We start from the raw sequence: 19,655 nt of genomic DNA, 5'->3' as shown, positions 1-19,655 counted from the left end.
CTAGATGAATTTAATTAATTAGCGATTTGATTATGATAAAAATGACGAAAAAAGCATGGCTATTGGTCATGATGGCACAACCAATAGCGGTATATGCCAGCGATTTAGGAACGGCTCAAGCCATTCAAAATAAGACCAATACGGCTTCAGCCCAAAGCCAGACTCGTATTAGTCATAGTGCCGATTCTACTTTATCGTTGCGTTCTGATATTGAGCAACTGGAAGAAGAAGTTAAAAACCTCGATGTTTACCGTAAGCATTTAGAAGCATTAGTAAAAGATCAACACAGTGAATTGAGTAATATTGATCAGCAAATTTCAGACATTGAACAAACTCGTCAAGGGGTCGTGCCTTTGATGTATAAAATGATTGATGGTCTAAAACAAACGGTTAAGAACGATAAGCCTATTCGTATTGAGCAACGTAATCTTCGCATTGAAAAGCTAGAGACCATGATGACAGTGGCGAATGTCAGTGATGCTGAGAAGTATCGTCGTATTTTAGAAGCGTATCAAATCGAACTGGATTACGGCATTAAGTTGGGTGTTTACCAAGGTAAAATTACGCTTGATGATGATAAAACCATTGAAGCTAACATTTTGTATTTAGGTCGAATTTCTTTAATTGCACGTAACTTTAACCAAGATAAATATTGGGCTTGGGATCAAAAAGAAAAGTCATGGACATTATTAGATTCTTCACTTAATTCGGATCTTAATCATGCGTACGCGGTAGCAAATAAAGAGGTAGCCCCAAGCTTGCTTACATTACCTGTATCACTGAATGTTACTGAGGAGAAATAAGATGAATTACGTATCCACACTTCTTAGTGTTTTATTATTAAGCCTTTCTTTTTCAGTGGCAGCTCAAGGTGATTTAGCAAGCAGTGCACAAACTCAAAATAAATCACAAAAATCGCATGATGTGCAGCGAGAATCGGGGTTTAAGCAAACAGAACAAACGTATCTACAACAGAAAAAAGAACTTGCAGAACGTAAACGCCAAGTTCAAAAAAAGATTAATGCATTGACGAAAACCTTCAGTGAAAATGAAGGGCTATTAGCAAAACGTGAAGAGAAACTTCGTTTAGATACTGGCAGTTTAGGTGAATTGTTTGGTGTGGTTCGTCAAGCTGCGAAAGAGTTGAAAAGCGAAAATCAAACCAGTGTTACCGGTGCGGATAATCTTCAATACTCACAAGCGGTAAACACCATCGTATCTGCTAAAACGTTGCCAACCTTACCACAGTTAACTGAATTATGGATGAGCATGGATGAACAAATCCAGGCCAGTGGTGAGCTGAAAAAAATTAATACCAATGTGATTGATGGTGAAGGTCAAACCGCTTCTCAAGCGTCGTATCGCTTAGGTTCGATAGGCTTAATTGCCGATCAAGGCTACTTGAATTGGAATGGCACACGTAAAGACGCCACTTATTATGTTAAGCAACCAGATAATGGCCCAAGCTTGAGTTCACTGTCTGATCTTGCAAGTGGCGATATGGAAACCATGGTTGTCGATCCGTCTCGTGGCTTTATGATAGACCAACTGGCATTAACACCAACCTTGGTTGAAAGACTGCAAGCGGGTGGTGTTGTAGGTAAAATCATTCTTGCGTTATTAACATTAGGATTGGTGATTGCGATTTTCCGAGGCGTTAAATTAGCGATTATTCAACAACAAATAAAAACACAGTTGAAGAACCCAGAAGCACCAACCGACAATCCGTTAGGCCGAGTGTTATCTGTTTACGATGAAGAAAAACATCGCAGTGTTGAGTCATTAGAATTGCGTTTATTAGAAGCGATTGTGGATGAACAACAAGGGTTAGAAAAAGGCCTTTCAATGTTGAAATTACTTGCAGCCCTTGCACCAATGCTTGGTTTGTTAGGCACCGTTACTGGCATGATCGAAACATTCCAAGTGATTACTCAGTTTGGCAATGGGGATCCAAAAGTCATGGCTGGAGGGATTTCGATGGCACTGGTCACTACCGTTCTTGGCTTAGTTGCTGCAATGCCGTTGTTGTTTGCTCATAATATCTTAAGCACTCAAGCTGAGAATATACGCAGTATTTTAGAGAAACGAGGCATTGGGTTAGTGGCAATACAGGCTGAAAATCAACCAAACCCGACAGCGAAAACGACGGTAGGAACTAACATCTAATGGCAATGTCATGGCTATCTAATTGGCTTGATACGTTACTGCAATTTATGGCACAAGGCGGTCATATCTTGTGGTGGCTGGCAGGGGTTGTGGTTGTATGTTGGTTATTTGTGGTTGAGCGTGTGATATATCTTGGTTTTTATTTTCCAAAGCGCCGCCAACAATGGGTAACACAATGGCATCAACGCAGTGAACATGAATCTTGGTATGCTCATGCGATTCGTGACAGTTGGTTAAATCAAGCGCACATAGAATTAAATCAAAATTTAAACCTAATCAAATGGTTAGTATCAATTTGCCCAATGTTAGGATTGTTAGGTACGGTTACAGGGATGATTTCTGTTTTTGATGTGATGGCGACATTAGGCAGTAGCCAACCGAAACTGATGGCCTCAGGCATCTCACTGGCTACGCTACCAACGATGGCGGGTATGGTTGCCGCTCTTGCTGGATTGTTTGTTCATGCCCGTTTAGCAAAAACGTGTCGTTTACGTGAATTGAAGTTAGAAAAATCATTAAGGAGTCCAACATGAGACTCGGAAGACGCGATACCAAAACAGAAGAAGCCCAAATTGACTTAACCTCAATGTTGGATATTGTCTTTATCATGCTGATATTTTTTATTGTGACGAGCTCATTTGTGCGTGAATCTGGGGTTGAAGTGAATCGCCCTCAAGCATCTAATGTGACGAGCCAGAAAGACGCAGGCATCTTTGTTGGCATTAATGCATCAAATGATATTTACATCGATAAACGAATCGTAGATGTAGAGCGTGTGCAAGCGACGTTAGAGCATCTGTTATTAGAGCAACCAGAGGCTTCTTTGGTAATCCAAGCGGATGAACACGCGTATAACGGCACCGTAGTTAAAGTGATGGATGCAGCAAAAGGCGCGGGCGTGAAGCAAATTGCATTGGCTGCGGAGAAACGATAGTGCTTAGGTTATTGATGGCGTTACCTATTGCACTGGCTATTAGTATTGCCTTATTTTCCGTGATGGCATGGATGATAGACAATGGTAACCAAGGAAAACCGGAAGCCAGTGAAAATCTAAGCTTTACTATGATGATGGTTGAACCTGAAAGTGATCTTCAACGTCGTCAACGTTCTGTTCCTGAGCAGCCTAAACCGCCAGAATTACCACCAGAAACGAAAGTATCTCAATCGCAATCAGAGATGTCTTCGGTGATGCCTGTAACACCAATGTCTTCGGTTGGTTTAGATACGGCGATTAACGGATTAAAAATAAGTGCGCCAACGTCGTTCGGAAGTTTTACGACCAATCAACAGGCAATGCCATTGTATCGCGTAGAACCACGATACCCGAGTAGAGCATTGAAACGAAAAATTGAAGGCTACGTTATTATGTCTTTTTCTATTGATGAAACGGGCGAACCTTTTGATATCGAAGTCAAAGGGGCGGAGCCAAAACGAATTTTTGACCGTGATGCGGTTCGAGCATTAAAGCAATGGAAGTACCAACCTAAGTTGGTAGAAGGAAAGGCCATTGTTCAGCAGAATCAAACCGTTAGACTGGAGTTTAAATTAGCCAAATGATAAAGAAAATTGCACTAATGGCTCTTTTTACCTTGCTCTGCAATGGTGTGACGGCCGCTGAATTGAGCCGATATACCGCTACAAAAGTACAAAGGGCACAAAACCTTCAGCAAAATGAAAAATTGAGTGAAGCCATTGATGTTCTTGCGGATGTTGATACATCGAAAGCCTATGATAAAGCATTCGTAGCTCGAATGTTGGGTGTGTTTTATTGGCAGAATAATCAAAGATCACAAGCGATTAAACAGCTTGATTATGCTGTTTCGAGTGGTCAATTACAGGATAAACAAGCGTGGACAACCCGAAAAATGTTGGCCGATATCCTCTTAATGGAACAAAAGTATAAAGCGGCGCTACCCCATTATTATCAATTGGTTAAAACGGTACCAAAGAATGAAAAAGGGGATGAGTTATGGCTTAGGATCGCTCAGATCCATTATCAGAGCTCAGAGTTTGCACCAACCCTTAAAGCGATTGGTCGATATGAATCGTACCGTAAGCCTGATGAATTAACGCCATTGTCGTTAAAGTTTGGTGCGCAAGTTCAACTCAAACAATGGAAGCAAGTTGTTCCTACCTTAGAGCGGTTAATTGCTCTACAACCTGAAAAATTAACGTGGTGGCGTCAGTTAGTTACGGCTCACTTGCAGTTAGGTCAAACCAAGCAAGCATTAAATGTATTGGTGTTAGCGGATATCAACAAATTATCTCTTCCTGAGCAAGACATTAAATTGTTGGCTCAGCTATACGCAAAACAAGGTATTCCAGAGAAAGCTGCACAGACATTAGGACGCTTATCAACAGCAAATACTGACGTTGATTTATTGGTAGAGCAAGCCGTGCATTGGCAAAATGCGAAAGAGTGGAATAAGTCCATTGCCTTCTGGAGTAAAGCCGCAAAGATATCGTCTCGTTATTACTGGCAAGAATCCCAATTACTTCTACAGCAAAAACAGTATGAAGCCGCATTGAGATCGTTAAATAAAGTGAACGATCCTAAGAAAAAACAAGCGGTATTATTAGCGAAGGTAAAAGCGTATTACAAACTGAATCGTTTAGAAGAAGGGTTGATTAATGCGAAAAAAGCCAATGATATATCAGCGTCTAATGAAACGAAGGGGTGGGTTAACTACTTGTCTAATTTGAGGCAATTAGAATCTCAATCTAAGATCTAAAAAAATGGAAGGTTAGCGATAACCTTCCATTTTTATATATCGATCTAGAACTAAAATTAGAACACGTTGCAAGCTATTGTGCTAATGCGTCAAATTCTGTAATTGGCGCTCGTCCACGTAGAGCAAGAAAGCTTAAAAACTGCTTAGGAGTGTGAGTAATAATCTTATCTAATGGAAAATCGACAGTATCAATTAACAATTCTACTTTCTCAAACTTACCAATATCATCACAGAAATGTGCATCACTACCCGTAGTGATAAACGCGCCTAATTCTTTTGCTGTTTTTGCTATCTCATAACAACGGTCAATACTTCCTATTCGACTTCCGCCTTTAAGAGACGTGTTATTAATTTCAATGGCGACATTATTATCGGCAGCACATTGAATCACCTCTTTAAAGTTAAAATCAAAATTGGGATTACCCAAGTGACCTAAGGCATCAACTCGACCTGATTCTATAATCTTGATTAATGCTTGAGTGTGTACTAACTTATTTGTAGGAGTAAAAACGGGTTCATGAAAGCTAGCAATCACCCAATCGAGGTTTTGCTCAACAGAGGGGGGGATATCGATATCTCCGTCAGTATTACGGATATTGACTTCGCAGCCTCTGATGATGGCAACGCCATGAAGAAAACGGGGTAAGACTCGCTGATTGCTAAAGAACCAATAATGTGGCGCCCCAGGCATTAAAGAGGCATGGTCAGTTGTACAAAACATAGGTAAACCAAGCAGAGAGGCTGAAAAAGCGTTTTCACTAATGGTGCTGTAAGCGTGACCACTAGCGTAAGTGTGAGTATGTGTATCTACCTGAATGCGCATTTGTTTTCTCCATTAAACAGCGATGTGGTTAGTATAACTTATTTATGCAACTTTTAGCTTTGACATTTGTCTGACATTTGTCTGACAAAGTGTAGGAAAAAGAGAACTACTATTCACGCTATTGATATAAAACATTATATATTCGAGATTTATTATGATTAATACTGAAAAACTAAAGAACGAGTTAAATGAGCTAACGGTCTACCAATTACGTAGTCTACAATATGCAGTCGCAAAAAAATTAGAAGAAAAAACAATGACTAAATCAGAAAATGCACTGCTTACTGATGAAGAATTAGATATGCTAGCAGAAGTAATGAGAAGTAATGAGAAGTTGATTGTTACCTGATCTAAACCGCTATTTTACCGTTAATTTAAACAATCATGCCTTCTTTTTATCCGCTGCTTTATCATTCTTGATGTACTACAAAATAATAGCAGTTTCCCCTTTTCGTTCAAACTCTAAATCAAGCGACCCTAATGCAGATCGCCTTATCTAGAGCCGATTAAACTACGCTATTACCCTACGAATAACCAAATCGCGACACCAATCATTAAACTGCCTGAAATACGGTTCATAATTTTCACGTTATTAGACTGACCTAATACACGTTTTAAGCCTTTTCCGCCTGCCGCATAAAGTGTCATACATAAAAATTCGCAGATCAAAATAATAGAAACAAGAGCGATTAACTGCGGTCCAATTGGATTACTTCCATCAATAAATGGAGGAAGTAAAGAAACCATAAAAGCCCAACCCTTAGGGTTTGCTATTGCAGTGACAAAACCCTGAATGACTAAATCCCAATCTTTACTTTTAGGTACTTCAGTTTGCTCTGCACTCATAGCAAGTTTGCCTCTTGAGCGCCACATTTGAATCCCAATATAAGCAAGGTATGCTGCACCAATGGCCTTAAATATAGTAAATAACCAAGGGTAATTGAGCATAATGGCTGCAACGCCTAACACCGCAGCAACCGCAACAACTGCGACACCGACTAATTCGCCCATCATCATCCACAGGGTACGACGATAACCAATACTCATTCCTAAGCTAAGTGCTAATGTCATGCACATACCAGGAGTAACAGAAACAAAGAAAAAGGTTGGGATAAATGCCCATAAAATTGCAGTATTCATTTATATGTATCAAGTTTAAAGAGGTAAGCAAAATAGAGTACGGAAATCAGGATTAAAATCAATGTAAATGTTTACATATTAATATGGTACTTGTTAATAGTGTTACTCGTATCAACTTAGTTTACTTTTTAAGTACTTAATAAAAAGTTGAGTTCGAGTGTGTTCATACTCTAATGTTGGATAATAAGCATTAACCAAGGTGTGATCTGCCGTAAATTCAGGAAGAACCGCAACTAGATTACCTGATTTTATATCGTCAATTAACATCTGCTTACTGGTTAATAATATACCCATCCCACGTTTGGCAGCATGGAAAAGAGCTTCAGGATTAGTGGTGGAAAAATTACCTCTTAGAGTAATGCGCTTTCCGTTTGCTAATTTAACCTCTCTAACGGGGCGCTCACCCCAAATAAGCATATTATGGCGTTTTAAATCATCAAGATCGCTCGGCATTCCTTTTTTTTCTATGTATTCTTTAGACGCAAAAAAACCTGAATGGTGTTCAAATAACGGGGTTGATTTATAACTGAACGTATTTAATTGTTCTAATTCACGACTAATAAAGACATCAATATTTGTGTCAGGTACTTGCCCTGGTAATGTCGTAATTAACAGTATTTTAATTTTTGGATAAATGACTAAAAATTCATCTAAATATTGAATGATAAATTTAGAGCCTACCGCAAGGGTGGCGCCTATTTTTAATAATCCCGTTGGGGTTTGATTAATCGCTCTAGTTTCATCAACAAGATGCTGCCATTGGTCAAGTTGTAAGCGTGCTCGTTGGTAAAATAAGATCCCTGCATCAGTTTGGTGTACCGAGCGAGTCGTTCTAGTAAGTAGTTGTACGCCAACTCGTTCTTCAAGCCAATTGATGCGTTTACTTATCGCAGAGCCTGATGTATTTAATTGAACAGCAGCACCATTAAAACTGCCTTCTTCAACCACTTTTATATAGCTTCTTACGCTTTCAATCCAATCCATGATTAATTCCTATAGGGACTCAATGTAATTCCTCTGCTGACTATTATCAATTATATTGATTGAATGTAAACTAATAAAATGAATGAAAATAATCCCCAAGCTCTGCCTGTTGGCCGCTTAAATAAAACACCCTTACTTCTTGCGATGATGATAATTGCAACGGGGCAAGTTGGTGTCAGCATTTATCTACCCTCATTGCCTTTAATTAGCCAAGATCTGGGCGTTTCCCCCGCGGATGTTCAGTTACTTATTACGTTATTTTTGGTTGGCTTTGGTGGTTCTCAGTTATTTTATGGGCCTCTATCTGATGCATTAGGTCGACGACCGATATTTATTTTAGGGCAGGGTGTTTATTTGTTAGGTACAGTTTTGTGCGTTTCAATGACAGATAATTTTACGGCTTTAGTGTTAGGGCGTTTGTTGCAAGGCCTAGGTGCGGGTAGTGCATCTGTATTAGGGCGTAGTGTATTAAGAGACAGTTATAGTGGTTACCATTTAACTAAAGCAATGTCTTATATTTCAATTACAGCTTCTATTCTACCCATTCTTGCTCCTGTGATTGGCGGTTGGATTGCGTGGCATTTTAGTTGGGAGTGGGTGTTTGGTTTTGTTCTGATTTATCTAATTTGCATTTTAACTCTTGGCTATTTCATTCTGCCTGAAACGCTACCTTATGAACCTCAAAAATTCAGTTTTAGACAAACATTACGGGATTATGGTTCTCTCTTTTCTAACGCTCAGGTTATGTCTAGCGCAAGTTTAAATTGGGTGAGTTATTTAGGAAGTCTTGTCTCCGTTTCTTTGCTACCTTTTTTACTGCAAGGTGGATTAGGATTAACGACAGCTGAATATGGGGAAGTAATGATTATTCCTTCTGCAGGTTTAATGATAGGCAGTTTCATACTTAATAGTTTGAATAAACGTTATTCAGTCGATGTATTGATTGGTCTTGCTTTAAGCATAATGACAGTCTCAGGCTTATGGTTAATTTTATTTGATACTTCGTTATTTTCATTAATATTTGCCTTCACATTACTTGCGGTGGCACAAGGTATTTCATTCCCATTATCGATCAACTTATTACTTGCTCCACATACGAAAAAAGTAGGGACGATCTCAGCTCTCTCTGGTTCAATTCAAATGTGCTTGGCAGGGTTACTTGGTGGTTATTTAGTAAAAAATTGGGTGGTAGACCAAGACAGCTTAGGGCTGTTTTATCTAACGATCACAATTATCATGCTTTTTGTTTTACTGTGGAATAAGCAAGTAAGAAGGAAACTTAATAATTATAAATCATAAACTTAAATTTTATTCAGTGAAGAGTTCTGGTTTTTTGATATAGCTAGAACTTAAACTGAATTTTAATTCTTACGTATCACAAAAAAGTAGTTCATTGTGCTTATTTTTTATATTTGTGAGAATTAAATCATGGATTAGTTTGATTTAATAGTATTTCTGCGTAAATAATGAAGTGTAACTAAATTGTTAAATTACTTATGCGGGAGGCAATATGATTCACTCACATGACACTACATTACAGCTGACACAGTTAAGCCATGCTGCTGTCCATCAACTCGCACCCTCATTTACGGGTCTACCTAAAACCACTCATGCAGATGGGAACTTTCGATTACGTCGTTATTCAGTGATCGAGGTGATTAATGACGAGGTGGTTGAAACCAACAAACATAATTTTGTTCAGAGTGAAGATATTAATCATTTTCAAGGGGACATAGTTCGTGAATTTGAAGGTATTGAAACGCATATTTTACACAGTGAAGGTATGGCAGAAATGTGCCAAGTCTTTATGGATTTAAATCATCTACCTAATGGGCAAGAGATTGAGATACACCAAATGCGGATCTCAGCAATCTATGCAGAAACGCAAATAGCACCAGAGGGTGTCCATCAAGATGGTTTTGATCATATTGCTTTGATTGGTATTGATCGATCTAATATCGAAGGTGGAGAACTGCTTGTATATAAAAATTCTAACGAAGAACCGTTTTTTAAAAAAATTTTAGAAGATGGAGAAGTGGCGATGGTGGATGACAGAAAGTTGTGGCATAACGGAAAACCGATACGCTTAGTTGACCACGCTCGTGAAGGGCATATGGATGTATTTGTATTAACAGCTAAGGATAAAGCTAATGATTTTCACGCCTGATAGCGTTCGTTCTCAATTTCCAGCTCTGTCACAAACGGTTGATAATCATCCCGTTTTATTTTTAGATGGCCCTGGAGGATCTCAAGTTCCAACATCAGTGTTAACGGCTATGGCAGAGTATTTAGGCTATTCGAACTCTAATCTAGGCGGTCATTTCTTCTCAAGCCAGAAGACAAATGCGGTTATGGATAATGCTCGAACTTGTTGTGCTGCTTTATTGAATGCACCAAGCAGTAATAATATTGTATTTGGCGCAAACATGACTTCGCTCACTTTTCAGTTAAGTCGTGCGATCAGTCGAAATTGGACAGCAGGCGATGAGATCATTGTTACAGCATTGGATCATTATTCGAATGTATCGAGCTGGCAGCAGGCTGCTGAAGATAAAGGCGTTATCGTTCATCAGGTTCGTGTTAATACAGACGATTGTACTTTGGATATGGATCATTTTCATTCTTTACTGTCTGATAAAACGGTACTTGTGGCGACAACGTATGCGTCAAATACAACAGGATCTCTTGTTGATGTGAAGTCAATGGTTGCGGCTGCCCATCATTTTGGTGCCATGATTTATGTTGATGCTGTTCATTATGCTCCGCATCATTTAGTTGATGTTCAAGATCTTGATTGTGATTTTTTAGTATGCTCTGCGTATAAATTCTTTGGGCCTCATGTTGGCATCGCTTATGTCTCTTCCCAATATCTCCAATCGTTGTCTCCTTATAAAGTTGAACCTGCAACAGATATTGGCCCAGGACGTTTTGAAACAGGAACACAGAGCTTTGAAGGGTTAGCGGGAGTAACGGCTGCAATTGAATATTTAGCTCAATGGGGCGATAAAGAGTGCAGCTTAAGAGAAAGATTAGTTAGCTGCTTCACCCAATATAAACAACACGAATTAGCATTAACACATTACTTTTTGAATAAGCTCGAAGAGCGTTCTGGGATGTCATTGTTTGGTATAAGTGATCCTGAAAATGCAGGTAATCGAACACCTACATTTGCAATCAGTTTTAAAGGCCACTCACCCGATCAGATAGCAAAAAAATTAGGGCAACATCAAATTTGTGTTTGGAATGGCCACTTTTATGCGTTGGGATTGATAAAGCAACTTGGTTTAGAGGAAAGTGGAGGGGTTGTTCGTATTGGTTTTATGCATTACAACACGTTCGATGAAATCGACTACCTATTCTCGATATTAGATACATTCGAATAGCAGAGGAATGGTTTTAAGGTGATGGATGTAATGACGATACAAAAAAGCCCCAGCACACCAAAGTGTCGAAAAAGGTTTCAGAGTATTAAAAAATTGTCTATTTACCGCAATGCAGTCTTTTAAGGTCTTACTGCTTAATTTTTGGTTGAGTAATCGGTCTCTATAATGCATTGCATTGGTGGGCTTATCTGCATTTAATTCTTTTAGATAGTACAGATACAAAAAAACCGCTGTAAAAACAGCGGTTTAATCTTTTAATTTGGTGGAGGGATAGGGATTTGAACCCTAGAACCGCTATTAACGGTTGCCGGTTTTCAAGACCGGTGCTTTCGACCACTCAGCCATCCCTCCAATGCCGCGTATAATAGGGTGTTCACCGTTTCTTGTAAACCCTTAAATGCATTAAAACTGACTGTTTGATTCATTATTCTACTATTATTGCTGTTTTTAAGTGTTTTTATTTATTCGCATTTTGATTTTAACCTAAAAAAACATGAGCTAAATATAAAGAAAACATTTTGATACATCTAATTAACTTTGTTTTATTCCTTATATATCAAGGCTGTTTACCTTGGATTTATTTTTTATTGTGTTTTTTGTTAACGTTTAACTCCTTCTGTATGAAAATTTTTATTATCTTGTTTTTAAATTGTTGGTCGCACTGTTTTTCTGTGAGACTTCATTTCATAGGAGACAAATTAAATGGAAATTAAAATGAATAAAAAACTACTCGCTTTAGCTATTGCTGCTGCTTCTTCAAATGCCGTTGCTGTTGAATTATATAATGAAGATGGGACAACATTTGATATCGGTGGGCATGTATCAGTAGCATTAGAAGGATCTGATGAAGGCGATACTGATATAACCGCAGTTTCTCCACGTATTAATTTTAATGCAACACATGACTTAGGTAATGGTTTTGTTGCTGATGCTAAAGGTGAATGGGCTCTTAACTATTTAGATGGTGGTGAAAATGCATTCACAACTCGTCTAGGCTACATCGGTTTGACACACGAAGATTTCGGTCGAGCAGTTGCCGGAACCCAATGGTCACCTTATTACGCTGTGGGTGGTGTAGCGGATATGCCAATAGCGTTTGCGAATGACTTTCTTTATGAGGACCATGGCAATTTAGGTACAGGCCGCGCTGAAGAAATGCTGAGCTACGGAAAAATGTTTGAACTGGGTGATGCTGGTAAATTTGGTGTTGCCGCTGGTTGGCAAGGACGTAAGACTGATACAGTTTCAAATGACTGGGATACTACAAAAATAGAGAACAATTACGGAAATCGTGGACAGGTTGCACTAAATTATAGCGTGATGGGATTCTCGGCGAATTACGCATATAACACCGGTGACGTTACGTATGGTTCAAGTGCAAAGTCAGTGACTTCTGAATCTCATGTATTGAGTGGGACTTACGGTACTTATGGAAGTGGTTTATACGTAGCAGGTGTGTATGCAATGAATGAGTATATGAATACTCCTCATCAATTGTCTACGACAGGAAACCCAATTGAAGACAGTTCAGCATACGAAGCTTTGGTTGCCTACGCTTTAGACAACAGTTTAAACCTAAGTTTGAACTATGAATCGGTTGTAGATAACGATGCAAGTAAAACGGTTTACAGTACATCAGCAATTCAAGCAGAATACAATTTCACTGATAAGTTTGTAGGCTTTACTGGTTACCAACTTGATTTAGGTAATGATTACAATAATAAAGAAGATAATAAGTGGATGCTAGGTGCGCGTTACTACCTATAATCTACAATGATTATTAATCTTTAACTTTCCTAAGATAATCCAGTGTACCTGCAAAGTACGCTGGATTTTTTTATAGCGCAACTTACTCTAGGGGAACCAATACTATTTTGCTACAATCGGCGAAAATTATTGTATTTAAAGGTTCATCATGTCATTTGCTTCACTAGGGTTATCTGAACAGCTTCTTAATACCGTCTCGGAATTAGGTTTTAAAGAAGCGACTCCAGTTCAAAAACAAGCTATTCCTCTCGTATTACAAGGACATGATGTACTTGCAGGAGCACAAACTGGTACAGGTAAAACTGCCGCTTTTGGTTTGCCTCTTATTCAACGTTTAATTGAAAACCCAATGAATCGTAGCCAGAATTCAAAAGTGATTGGTAGTTTGATTTTGACGCCAACTCGTGAATTAGCACAGCAAGTATTTGATAGTTTAGTTAGCTATGCAAAAAATACAGACATCAAAGTGGTGGTTGCTTATGGCGGCACGAGTATTAATGTTCAAAAAGATAACTTAGTTGGTGGCGCGGATATTTTAGTTGCGACTCCTGGGCGTTTATTAGATTTATTGCACATCAATACGATTACGTTGAATCAAGCAGGATATTTAGTACTAGATGAAGCTGACCGTATGTTAGATATGGGCTTTATTCCGGATATTAAAAAAGTACTACGTAAGATGCCAGCTGAACACCAAACGTTATTTTTCTCAGCAACGTTCAGTGCAAAAGTGAGAGAAATTGCTCATTACATGTTGCATAAACCAAAAGAAATACAGGTAACACCTACGAACAGTACCGCTGATACTGTTGAACAGATAGTATATCCAGTCGATAAACACCGTAAAAGTGAGTTGTTGGCGTATTTAATTGGCTCTCGTAATTGGCAACAAGTTCTTGTCTTTACAAAAACAAAACTAGGTTCTGATGAATTAGTTAAAGAACTCAAGAAAGACGGCATAAAAGCAGTTTCTATTAATGGTGATAAAAGCCAAGGTGCTCGCTTACGTGCGTTAGAAGAATTTAAAACTGGGAAAGTTCGTGCATTAATTGCAACGGATATCGCTGCTCGTGGTTTGGATATTGAGCAACTAGAATGTGTTATTAATTATGAATTACCATTTAAAGCTGAAGATTATGTTCATCGTATCGGACGAACGGGTCGAGCGGGATGTACAGGTAAAGCTATTTCATTAATGAGCAGTAACGAAGACTATTTATTAACGGCGATTGAAACATTGTTAGACACTCGTTTACCGCAAGAATGGTTGAAAGGGTATGAACCAGATCCTAATGCTCGAGTGGTAAAAGAAGATCATTCGCGTCAAAGTCGTGGACGTTCAGCAGATAAACGAAAGCTGAAAGCAAAGATGAAAGTGCACGCTAATCGAGGTAAAAATAAGCGTTAATATCGTTTTTATTTAACTCTACCCCTATCATTTCTGAATGGCCGATTTAATGACTGAAACGTCTTTAAATTGGCCATTACTGATCTTGCCAATCAATATCTTTCATATATTCCTATTTTTTATTTTAAATTGTTTTTTATTATGTGAAGTAGGCTGTAATTTGAGCTTTGAATGCATCAAATAAAACCTTGACAGTTTCATATGTAAATTAGTGTAAAGTTCGATTGAATGTATTCATGTGAGGCGTATGATTTTGGAAAACTGAAGCCAATTTTGGATTATTATCCTTCAGTATTCGGAGCCGTTATGTCGCAAAGGTCTCTTTCTGTACTTTGCTTATTATTTTTATCTTACTCTTCTTCTTTATTTGCAGAATCTTTTACACTACCCATTTGGAAAGATGAAGCGGAAGCTCGTGGTTATACTCTTCCTGAGGCTTTTGGCCTAAACGTTAGTTACATGAAACAAACTCAAGATATCTCAGTAGATAGCGTTGGATTCGAGGGTTCCTACCCAATTGATTTACCCTTTGGGCACACAATAAATGTTCCACTCGGTGATGTCGTTCAAATAGAGCCTGTAGGTACGGGTAAACAAATGAGCGAAGTTTTGACTTTGCGTGGTGATGTTTGGTTATTCCCATTTCTAAATTTATACGGCATTGTTGGTACGCTTAACGGCTATTCAGAAACTACGATCAAAGTTAAAGCCCTTGGTTCTGAAAAGTTATCGGGAACTATGCCATTCCGTCTGGATCTGAATGGCACTCTTTATGGTGCCGGATTTGTGCTTGCTGGAGGCTATAAAGATGTATTTACTTTAGTTGATGCAAGTTATACCGAAACTAAATTAAATGTAATTGATGGCACCATATCTTCGATTGTTATTTCTCCTCGAATTGGTTATGACTTTACCCGTTTAGGCGCTCCGTTACGTTTGTGGGTGGGGGCTATGTATCAAGATGTTGAGCAATCCTTATCTGGCAATTTAACGGATATAGGTTTAACGGGTAGCTTGGGTAATTTAGTGGGCAAGGTTGATAATGGTCGCTTTAATGTAGAGCAACACTTAGTCACACCATGGAACCCAATTGTAGGTATGCAGTATAAATTGCATGATCGACTCTATTTACTGGGTGAGGCGGGGTTTGGTAACCGTACAAGTTTATTCTTAAGCGTTGATATGCGATTTTAAATCATGAAGTTATTAAACCTATCTACGGCAGCTTTACTAAGTTGCTGCGCATTTTCGATCTCTGCGAAAGAGAAGCCACAAAACTGGGTTGATACTTTTCTAGAAGAGCTTGGCTCATCAGAAGATATTGATGTCAGTAAAGGGGGGGATTGGGCTGTGCTTCCCGGGCCTTTCGCTAACCCTGAGCAAGGTTTTGGTATTGGGGTTGCGGCTGTGGGTTTATATTCGCCACTTGAAGATAAACAGAGTGCGCCACTTTCTACGATTAATATTACGGGTTATGGTTCTACTTCAGGATCCTATGGCGTAGGTGTTAATAATCGAACTTATTTTGAGAATGATGACCTTCGGTTATTGGTTCAAGCCAAAGCAAGCCATACCCCTGAATACTATTGGGGCGTTGGTAAACAAGCGGCGGAAGTTGACAGCAATAAAACACTAGTTGAAGCTCAAATTTTTGGATTTACACCAAAGGTGGCGTATCAATTTTTACCTAATACCTATTTCCTTTTTGGTGCAGATATGGAGAGTTATCGTGATCTTTCGTCAGATACTGAGGTATTAGCACAGAGTGATCTGGAAAATACCTTTTTAAGTGCTGCTACGGTGAGTGTTGAGTACGACAGTCGTGATTTTGAGCTAAACGCCCATGAAGGCATGTTATTCAGTGTGAATTGGAATGCCTATCGTACTGAATTTGGATCCGATTATGATTTTGACAAAGTCACCATAAATTACCGTCAATATCACAAAATATTACCTAATACTGTTTTGGCGTGGGAAATATTTTCTGAAGATGTTCAAGGTGATATTCCTTGGTTTGCATTTTCCTCTTTAGGCAGTGATAAGCGAATGAGAGGATATTATTCAGGTCAGTATCGAGATAATAGTCAATTGTCTGGCCAAATTGAAATTCGTCAACAACTTAACAAACGGCATGGAATGGTTGCGTGGATAGGGGGGGGGAGTGTCGCGAGCTCTTATCAAGAGTTGTTTGATAGTAAATGGTTACCGACGTATGGCATTGGTTATCGTTTTGCGTTTAAACCAAGAGTTAATGTAAGACTGGATTATGGGTTAGGAAAAGATAGCCAAGCGGTATATTTTCAAATTAATGAAGCGTTTTAGAGGGTATTTATATGAAGAGTAAGATAGCTTCCATTGTCATCACGAGTTTTTTGTGTGGCGTGTCCTTATCTGCTTTTGCTGCTGATGCTCCAGCTGGTGTGAGGCCTTGCTGTGCTTTTGGGATCAACCTGCAAACAGAAATAGGGGGGATCCCTGTCCCTTTTGTTTCAGTAGAAAACGTAATGAATATAGAAGATCTTGGTGATCATATATATAACGATGGTACCCAAAGCGTTGCTAGTAGTTTGATGGGTTTTGGAGATGAAAGTAATGGTATTTTTTACTCTAAAAAAGGAGGTTTTTTAGATTCGGCTCATATTCGAGATACTGCTGATTTTACTTATTATCTTTACAATGAGTTTTACGCTCACCTAGGTTCTGATTATAAAGTGACATTGTCACGAGAGTTAAAAGATCGTGTTGTTCAAATGCACAAGAGTGTGGATGTGTATTCTGAAGTAGAACGTCAAAAAATCAGTATCGAATTAGCTGCGTTGACTGCATATCGATTTGCTCAATGGCATGAGATAGCGCAATGGTTTGGTATGGAATCAGTCGGAGGCTTTAAAGAATATGCCTCTGCTTTCTCTCCTGAAGATCTTTATTCAAATATGCTTGGTGCGCTGTTAGCCAGTGATGTTATTCGTGCCGATCCAAATTTAGATAAAAATGCTTTTTCCACTGCAATGACCAAAGCAATAAAAGCAAAATTTATTGAGTTGGGTGTGGGTACTAAAGAGCAATCTAAAACAGAAATAAAAAAAATGGATGGGGTATGGTGGGACAGTTCTAAGCGGCTACCAAACAAATGGGTTGTGATTCATCGGGAATACCATTTAGGAACAGACTTGCAGCCAAATGGGTTTAAAGGTGAAACGAAAGAGGGTGTTTCAACTGAGTATGAAGCATTAGCTACCTTTATGTTAATGCCAAATAAAAACGATAAAGATTTCTCAGTACTACCTGATTCATTAAAGAATAAACCCTATTGGACTCCGGATGATTTTCAACAGATTGCTGATTTTGCTAAGAAGCATGACGATAATGAGCAAGCTGAAAAATAACGTTTATTGATTTAAATACCAAACGACTATATAGATTGGTATAAAAAAGCCCCGAATAAGTACTTCATTTAAAGTAGTGTTCGGGGCTTTTTTTATTGATTATGCTTTTGCTTTATTTGATTTTTGAGTAGTACCGAACTTTTCAGTACTAAATCCTTTTATTAAGCTTACGCACATCATTAGAAGAATGAAGGTAAACGGTAATGCTGTTGATACCGTACCTGCCTGTAGCGCTTGCATTGCTTCTGTACCACCAACCCATAGTAATACCGCAGCGATAGAACCTTGAACTGTTGCCCAGAAAATACGCTGAGGTACAGGTGCATCAACTTTACCACCAGCAGTGATGCTATCGATAACTAATGAACCTGAATCAGATGACGTTACAAAGAAAACCATAATTAGAACAATGGAGATAACAGATAGAGCAGTACTCATTGGTAATGCGTCATACATGTCAAATAGAGCCATGGTGATGTCATTTAAGCCATTCTCACCAAGTTCACCAACTTTGTTTTTAACTTGTTCAATTGCAATACCGCCAAACGCTGACATCCATAAAGACGTTGCTAGTGTTGGAAGGATCATCACTGAAAGTAAGAATTGACGAACAGTTCGACCTTTAGAAACACGAGCAATGAACATACCTACGAATGGAGACCATGAAATCCACCAAGCCCAATAAAATACTGTCCAACCATGCATCCAAGTCTCATCTTCACGACCGTGTGGATTACTTAATGGAATGATATTCTCAGCATACCCAATAAGAGTTAATGGCAAAGCACTCATTACATCAGAGAAACCAATAACAATAATGAACAGAAGCAGTGCAACAGCAACTAACATATTCACGTTACTTAGTAGTTTTACACCACCATCAATGCCACGGATAACCGAGATCATTGCAAGTATAGTAACGAAAATAATCACACCGATTTGCATGTTAATGCCGCCATCAGTACCAAATACGTGGTTGATACCGCCAGCAGCCTGTTGTGCTCCTAATCCAAGAGAGGTTGCAAGACCAAATAGCGTCGCAAGCACGGTTAGGATATCAATGATGTGACCAAACCAACCCCATGTTCTATCACCTAAAATTGGATAGAAAACAGAACGCATAGATAAAGGTAACCCTTTATTATAGGTAAAGAAGGCTAAAGATAAAGCAACCAGACCATAGATTGCCCACGGATGAATACCCCAGTGGTACATAGTACCGCCAAGCGCTAGTTTTTTAGCTTCTTCAGTAAATGGTTCAACACCTAGAGGAGTGCCATACCAATCGGTATAGTAAGCAAGAGGCTCTGCAACACCATAGAACATTAAACCAATACCCATACCGGCAGCAAACAGCATTGCCATCCAAGATATCGTAGAATGTTCAGGTTTAGCGTGATCTCCACCAATACGGATTTTCCCAAATGGTGAAATGATTAATCCTAAGCAGAATATTAAGAAGATATTACTAGACCACATAAATAAACCATCAAAATTATCGATGATTTGTAATTTGACACCGTCAAGAAGGGATTTTGCCTCTGCTGGATCCATAATCAGAAGCACAGTAAGAAATAAAACAATTGCACCAGCACTAATGCCAAAAACTTGGTTATGTATATCAAAACCCCATTTTTGAATATTGTCCTGTCCAACCTCATAATCAGTACTGTCAATACTGTACTTATCCGTAGTACTCATGTGTCCTCACATAATTTTCATAACAGCTCCAATCGGAGTCTGTCAAACTACTGCAACATTCATGTAACAGCTTTTTTCGTGAGAATAATATCAGAGTTAAGATTTTAATTAAATGTTTTTCTAAGGGCTTGATATAAATAAAAGTGCCTTAAAACATGGGTTTAA

General features: G+C 38.7%; 19 protein-coding genes and 1 tRNA gene. 15 read left to right on the top strand and 5 right to left on the bottom strand.

Going from position 1 to position 19,655, the window contains the following annotated elements:
* Positions 1 to 41 precede the first annotated feature (41 nt).
* Genes A6E06_RS08740 through A6E06_RS08715 form a run of 6 tightly spaced genes read left to right on the top strand, consistent with a single transcriptional unit; the run spans position 42 to position 4,898 of the window.
* On the top strand, positions 42 to 803 hold the full coding sequence (locus A6E06_RS08740; RefSeq protein WP_065592585.1) for a DUF3450 domain-containing protein: 762 nt from the start codon (positions 42 to 44) through the stop codon (positions 801 to 803).
* 1 nt (position 804) lies between these two features.
* Entirely contained in the window at positions 805 to 2,166 is a 1,362-nt protein-coding gene (locus A6E06_RS08735; RefSeq protein WP_065592584.1) for a MotA/TolQ/ExbB proton channel family protein, read from the top strand.
* On the top strand, positions 2,166 to 2,699 hold the full coding sequence (locus A6E06_RS08730) for a MotA/TolQ/ExbB proton channel family protein (RefSeq protein WP_065592583.1): 534 nt from the start codon (positions 2,166 to 2,168) through the stop codon (positions 2,697 to 2,699). The genes A6E06_RS08735 and A6E06_RS08730 overlap by 1 nt, the downstream gene beginning before the upstream one ends.
* Positions 2,696 to 3,100: a biopolymer transporter ExbD gene (locus A6E06_RS08725; protein ID WP_065592582.1), complete on the top strand. Its 405-nt coding sequence runs from the start codon at positions 2,696 to 2,698 to the stop codon at positions 3,098 to 3,100. Before A6E06_RS08730 ends, A6E06_RS08725 begins: the two co-directional genes overlap by 4 nt.
* Positions 3,100 to 3,723: an energy transducer TonB gene (locus A6E06_RS08720; protein ID WP_065592581.1), complete on the top strand. Its 624-nt coding sequence runs from the start codon at positions 3,100 to 3,102 to the stop codon at positions 3,721 to 3,723. Before A6E06_RS08725 ends, A6E06_RS08720 begins: the two co-directional genes overlap by 1 nt.
* Positions 3,720 to 4,898, top strand: a complete 1,179-nt coding sequence (locus A6E06_RS08715) for a lipopolysaccharide assembly protein LapB (protein ID WP_065592580.1) — start codon at positions 3,720 to 3,722, stop codon at positions 4,896 to 4,898. The genes A6E06_RS08720 and A6E06_RS08715 overlap by 4 nt, the downstream gene beginning before the upstream one ends.
* A gap of 73 nt (positions 4,899 to 4,971) precedes the next feature.
* On the opposite strand, the gene A6E06_RS08710 is transcribed toward A6E06_RS08715, so the two are convergent.
* Complete coding sequence (locus A6E06_RS08710; protein ID WP_065592579.1) at positions 4,972 to 5,721, bottom strand: phosphatase; 750 nt, start codon at positions 5,719 to 5,721, stop codon at positions 4,972 to 4,974.
* Positions 5,722 to 5,875: 154 nt separating this feature from the next.
* Here A6E06_RS08710 and A6E06_RS08705 point away from each other — a divergent pair, with 154 nt between their 5' ends.
* The gene (locus A6E06_RS08705; protein WP_065592578.1) at positions 5,876 to 6,070 is read left to right on the top strand and encodes a hypothetical protein; all 195 of its coding nucleotides are present in this window, start codon (positions 5,876 to 5,878) and stop codon (positions 6,068 to 6,070) included.
* 170 nt (positions 6,071 to 6,240) lie between these two features.
* Here A6E06_RS08705 and A6E06_RS08700 read toward each other — a convergent pair whose 3' ends face one another.
* Together A6E06_RS08700 and A6E06_RS08695 are read right to left on the bottom strand one after the other, a co-directional pair.
* Positions 6,241 to 6,861 (bottom strand): LysE family translocator, encoded by a 621-nt coding sequence (locus A6E06_RS08700; protein ID WP_065592577.1) that lies wholly within the window; start codon positions 6,859 to 6,861, stop codon positions 6,241 to 6,243.
* A 111-nt stretch (positions 6,862 to 6,972) separates the two neighbouring features.
* The gene (locus A6E06_RS08695) at positions 6,973 to 7,845 is read right to left on the bottom strand and encodes a LysR family transcriptional regulator (protein WP_065592576.1); all 873 of its coding nucleotides are present in this window, start codon (positions 7,843 to 7,845) and stop codon (positions 6,973 to 6,975) included.
* A 78-nt stretch (positions 7,846 to 7,923) separates the two neighbouring features.
* Between A6E06_RS08695 and A6E06_RS08690 the strand changes: the two genes are divergently transcribed.
* The 3 genes from A6E06_RS08690 (at position 7,924) to A6E06_RS08680 (ending at position 11,228) form a co-directional block, all read left to right on the top strand.
* Entirely contained in the window at positions 7,924 to 9,144 is a 1,221-nt protein-coding gene (locus A6E06_RS08690; protein ID WP_065592575.1) for a multidrug effflux MFS transporter, read from the top strand.
* A 211-nt stretch (positions 9,145 to 9,355) separates the two neighbouring features.
* Positions 9,356 to 10,012: a 2OG-Fe dioxygenase family protein gene (locus A6E06_RS08685; protein ID WP_065592574.1), complete on the top strand. Its 657-nt coding sequence runs from the start codon at positions 9,356 to 9,358 to the stop codon at positions 10,010 to 10,012.
* Entirely contained in the window at positions 9,996 to 11,228 is a 1,233-nt protein-coding gene (locus tag A6E06_RS08680; RefSeq protein ID WP_065592573.1) for a cysteine desulfurase-like protein, read from the top strand. Before A6E06_RS08685 ends, A6E06_RS08680 begins: the two co-directional genes overlap by 17 nt.
* A 260-nt stretch (positions 11,229 to 11,488) precedes the next feature.
* Here A6E06_RS08680 and A6E06_RS08675 read toward each other — a convergent pair.
* Positions 11,489 to 11,579 (bottom strand) — tRNA-Ser (locus A6E06_RS08675).
* A 363-nt stretch (positions 11,580 to 11,942) separates the two neighbouring features.
* Here A6E06_RS08675 and A6E06_RS08670 point away from each other — a divergent pair.
* From A6E06_RS08670 to A6E06_RS08650, 5 genes are all read left to right on the top strand, one after another.
* Positions 11,943 to 12,995, top strand: a complete 1,053-nt coding sequence (locus tag A6E06_RS08670; RefSeq protein WP_065592595.1) for a porin — start codon at positions 11,943 to 11,945, stop codon at positions 12,993 to 12,995.
* Between the two features lie 148 nt (positions 12,996 to 13,143).
* Positions 13,144 to 14,403: a DEAD/DEAH box helicase gene (locus A6E06_RS08665; protein WP_065592572.1), complete on the top strand. Its 1,260-nt coding sequence runs from the start codon at positions 13,144 to 13,146 to the stop codon at positions 14,401 to 14,403.
* Positions 14,404 to 14,709: 306 nt separating this feature from the next.
* Positions 14,710 to 15,597 carry a hypothetical protein gene (locus A6E06_RS08660; RefSeq protein ID WP_065592571.1) on the top strand — a complete coding sequence of 296 codons (888 nt, stop codon included), beginning with the start codon at positions 14,710 to 14,712 and terminating at the stop codon, positions 15,595 to 15,597.
* A gap of 3 nt (positions 15,598 to 15,600) precedes the next feature.
* The gene (locus A6E06_RS08655) at positions 15,601 to 16,725 is read left to right on the top strand and encodes a BamA/TamA family outer membrane protein (RefSeq protein ID WP_065592570.1); all 1,125 of its coding nucleotides are present in this window, start codon (positions 15,601 to 15,603) and stop codon (positions 16,723 to 16,725) included.
* Positions 16,726 to 16,736: 11 nt separating this feature from the next.
* A complete protein-coding gene (locus A6E06_RS08650) occupies positions 16,737 to 17,789 on the top strand; it encodes a DUF4056 domain-containing protein (RefSeq protein WP_065592569.1) in 1,053 nt (350 codons plus the stop codon).
* Between the two features lie 99 nt (positions 17,790 to 17,888).
* Here the strand turns inward: A6E06_RS08650 and A6E06_RS08645 are convergent, their stop codons facing one another.
* Complete coding sequence (locus tag A6E06_RS08645; protein ID WP_065592568.1) at positions 17,889 to 19,490, bottom strand: BCCT family transporter; 1,602 nt, start codon at positions 19,488 to 19,490, stop codon at positions 17,889 to 17,891.
* Between the last annotated feature and the right edge of the window lie 165 nt (positions 19,491 to 19,655).

The organism is Aliivibrio sp. 1S175, from assembly GCF_001690985.1.
In the GTDB taxonomy this organism is placed as follows: domain Bacteria; phylum Pseudomonadota; class Gammaproteobacteria; order Enterobacterales; family Vibrionaceae; genus Aliivibrio.
Note: the sequence above shows the minus strand (reverse complement) of the source record. Positions and strands in the feature narration are given on the sequence as shown.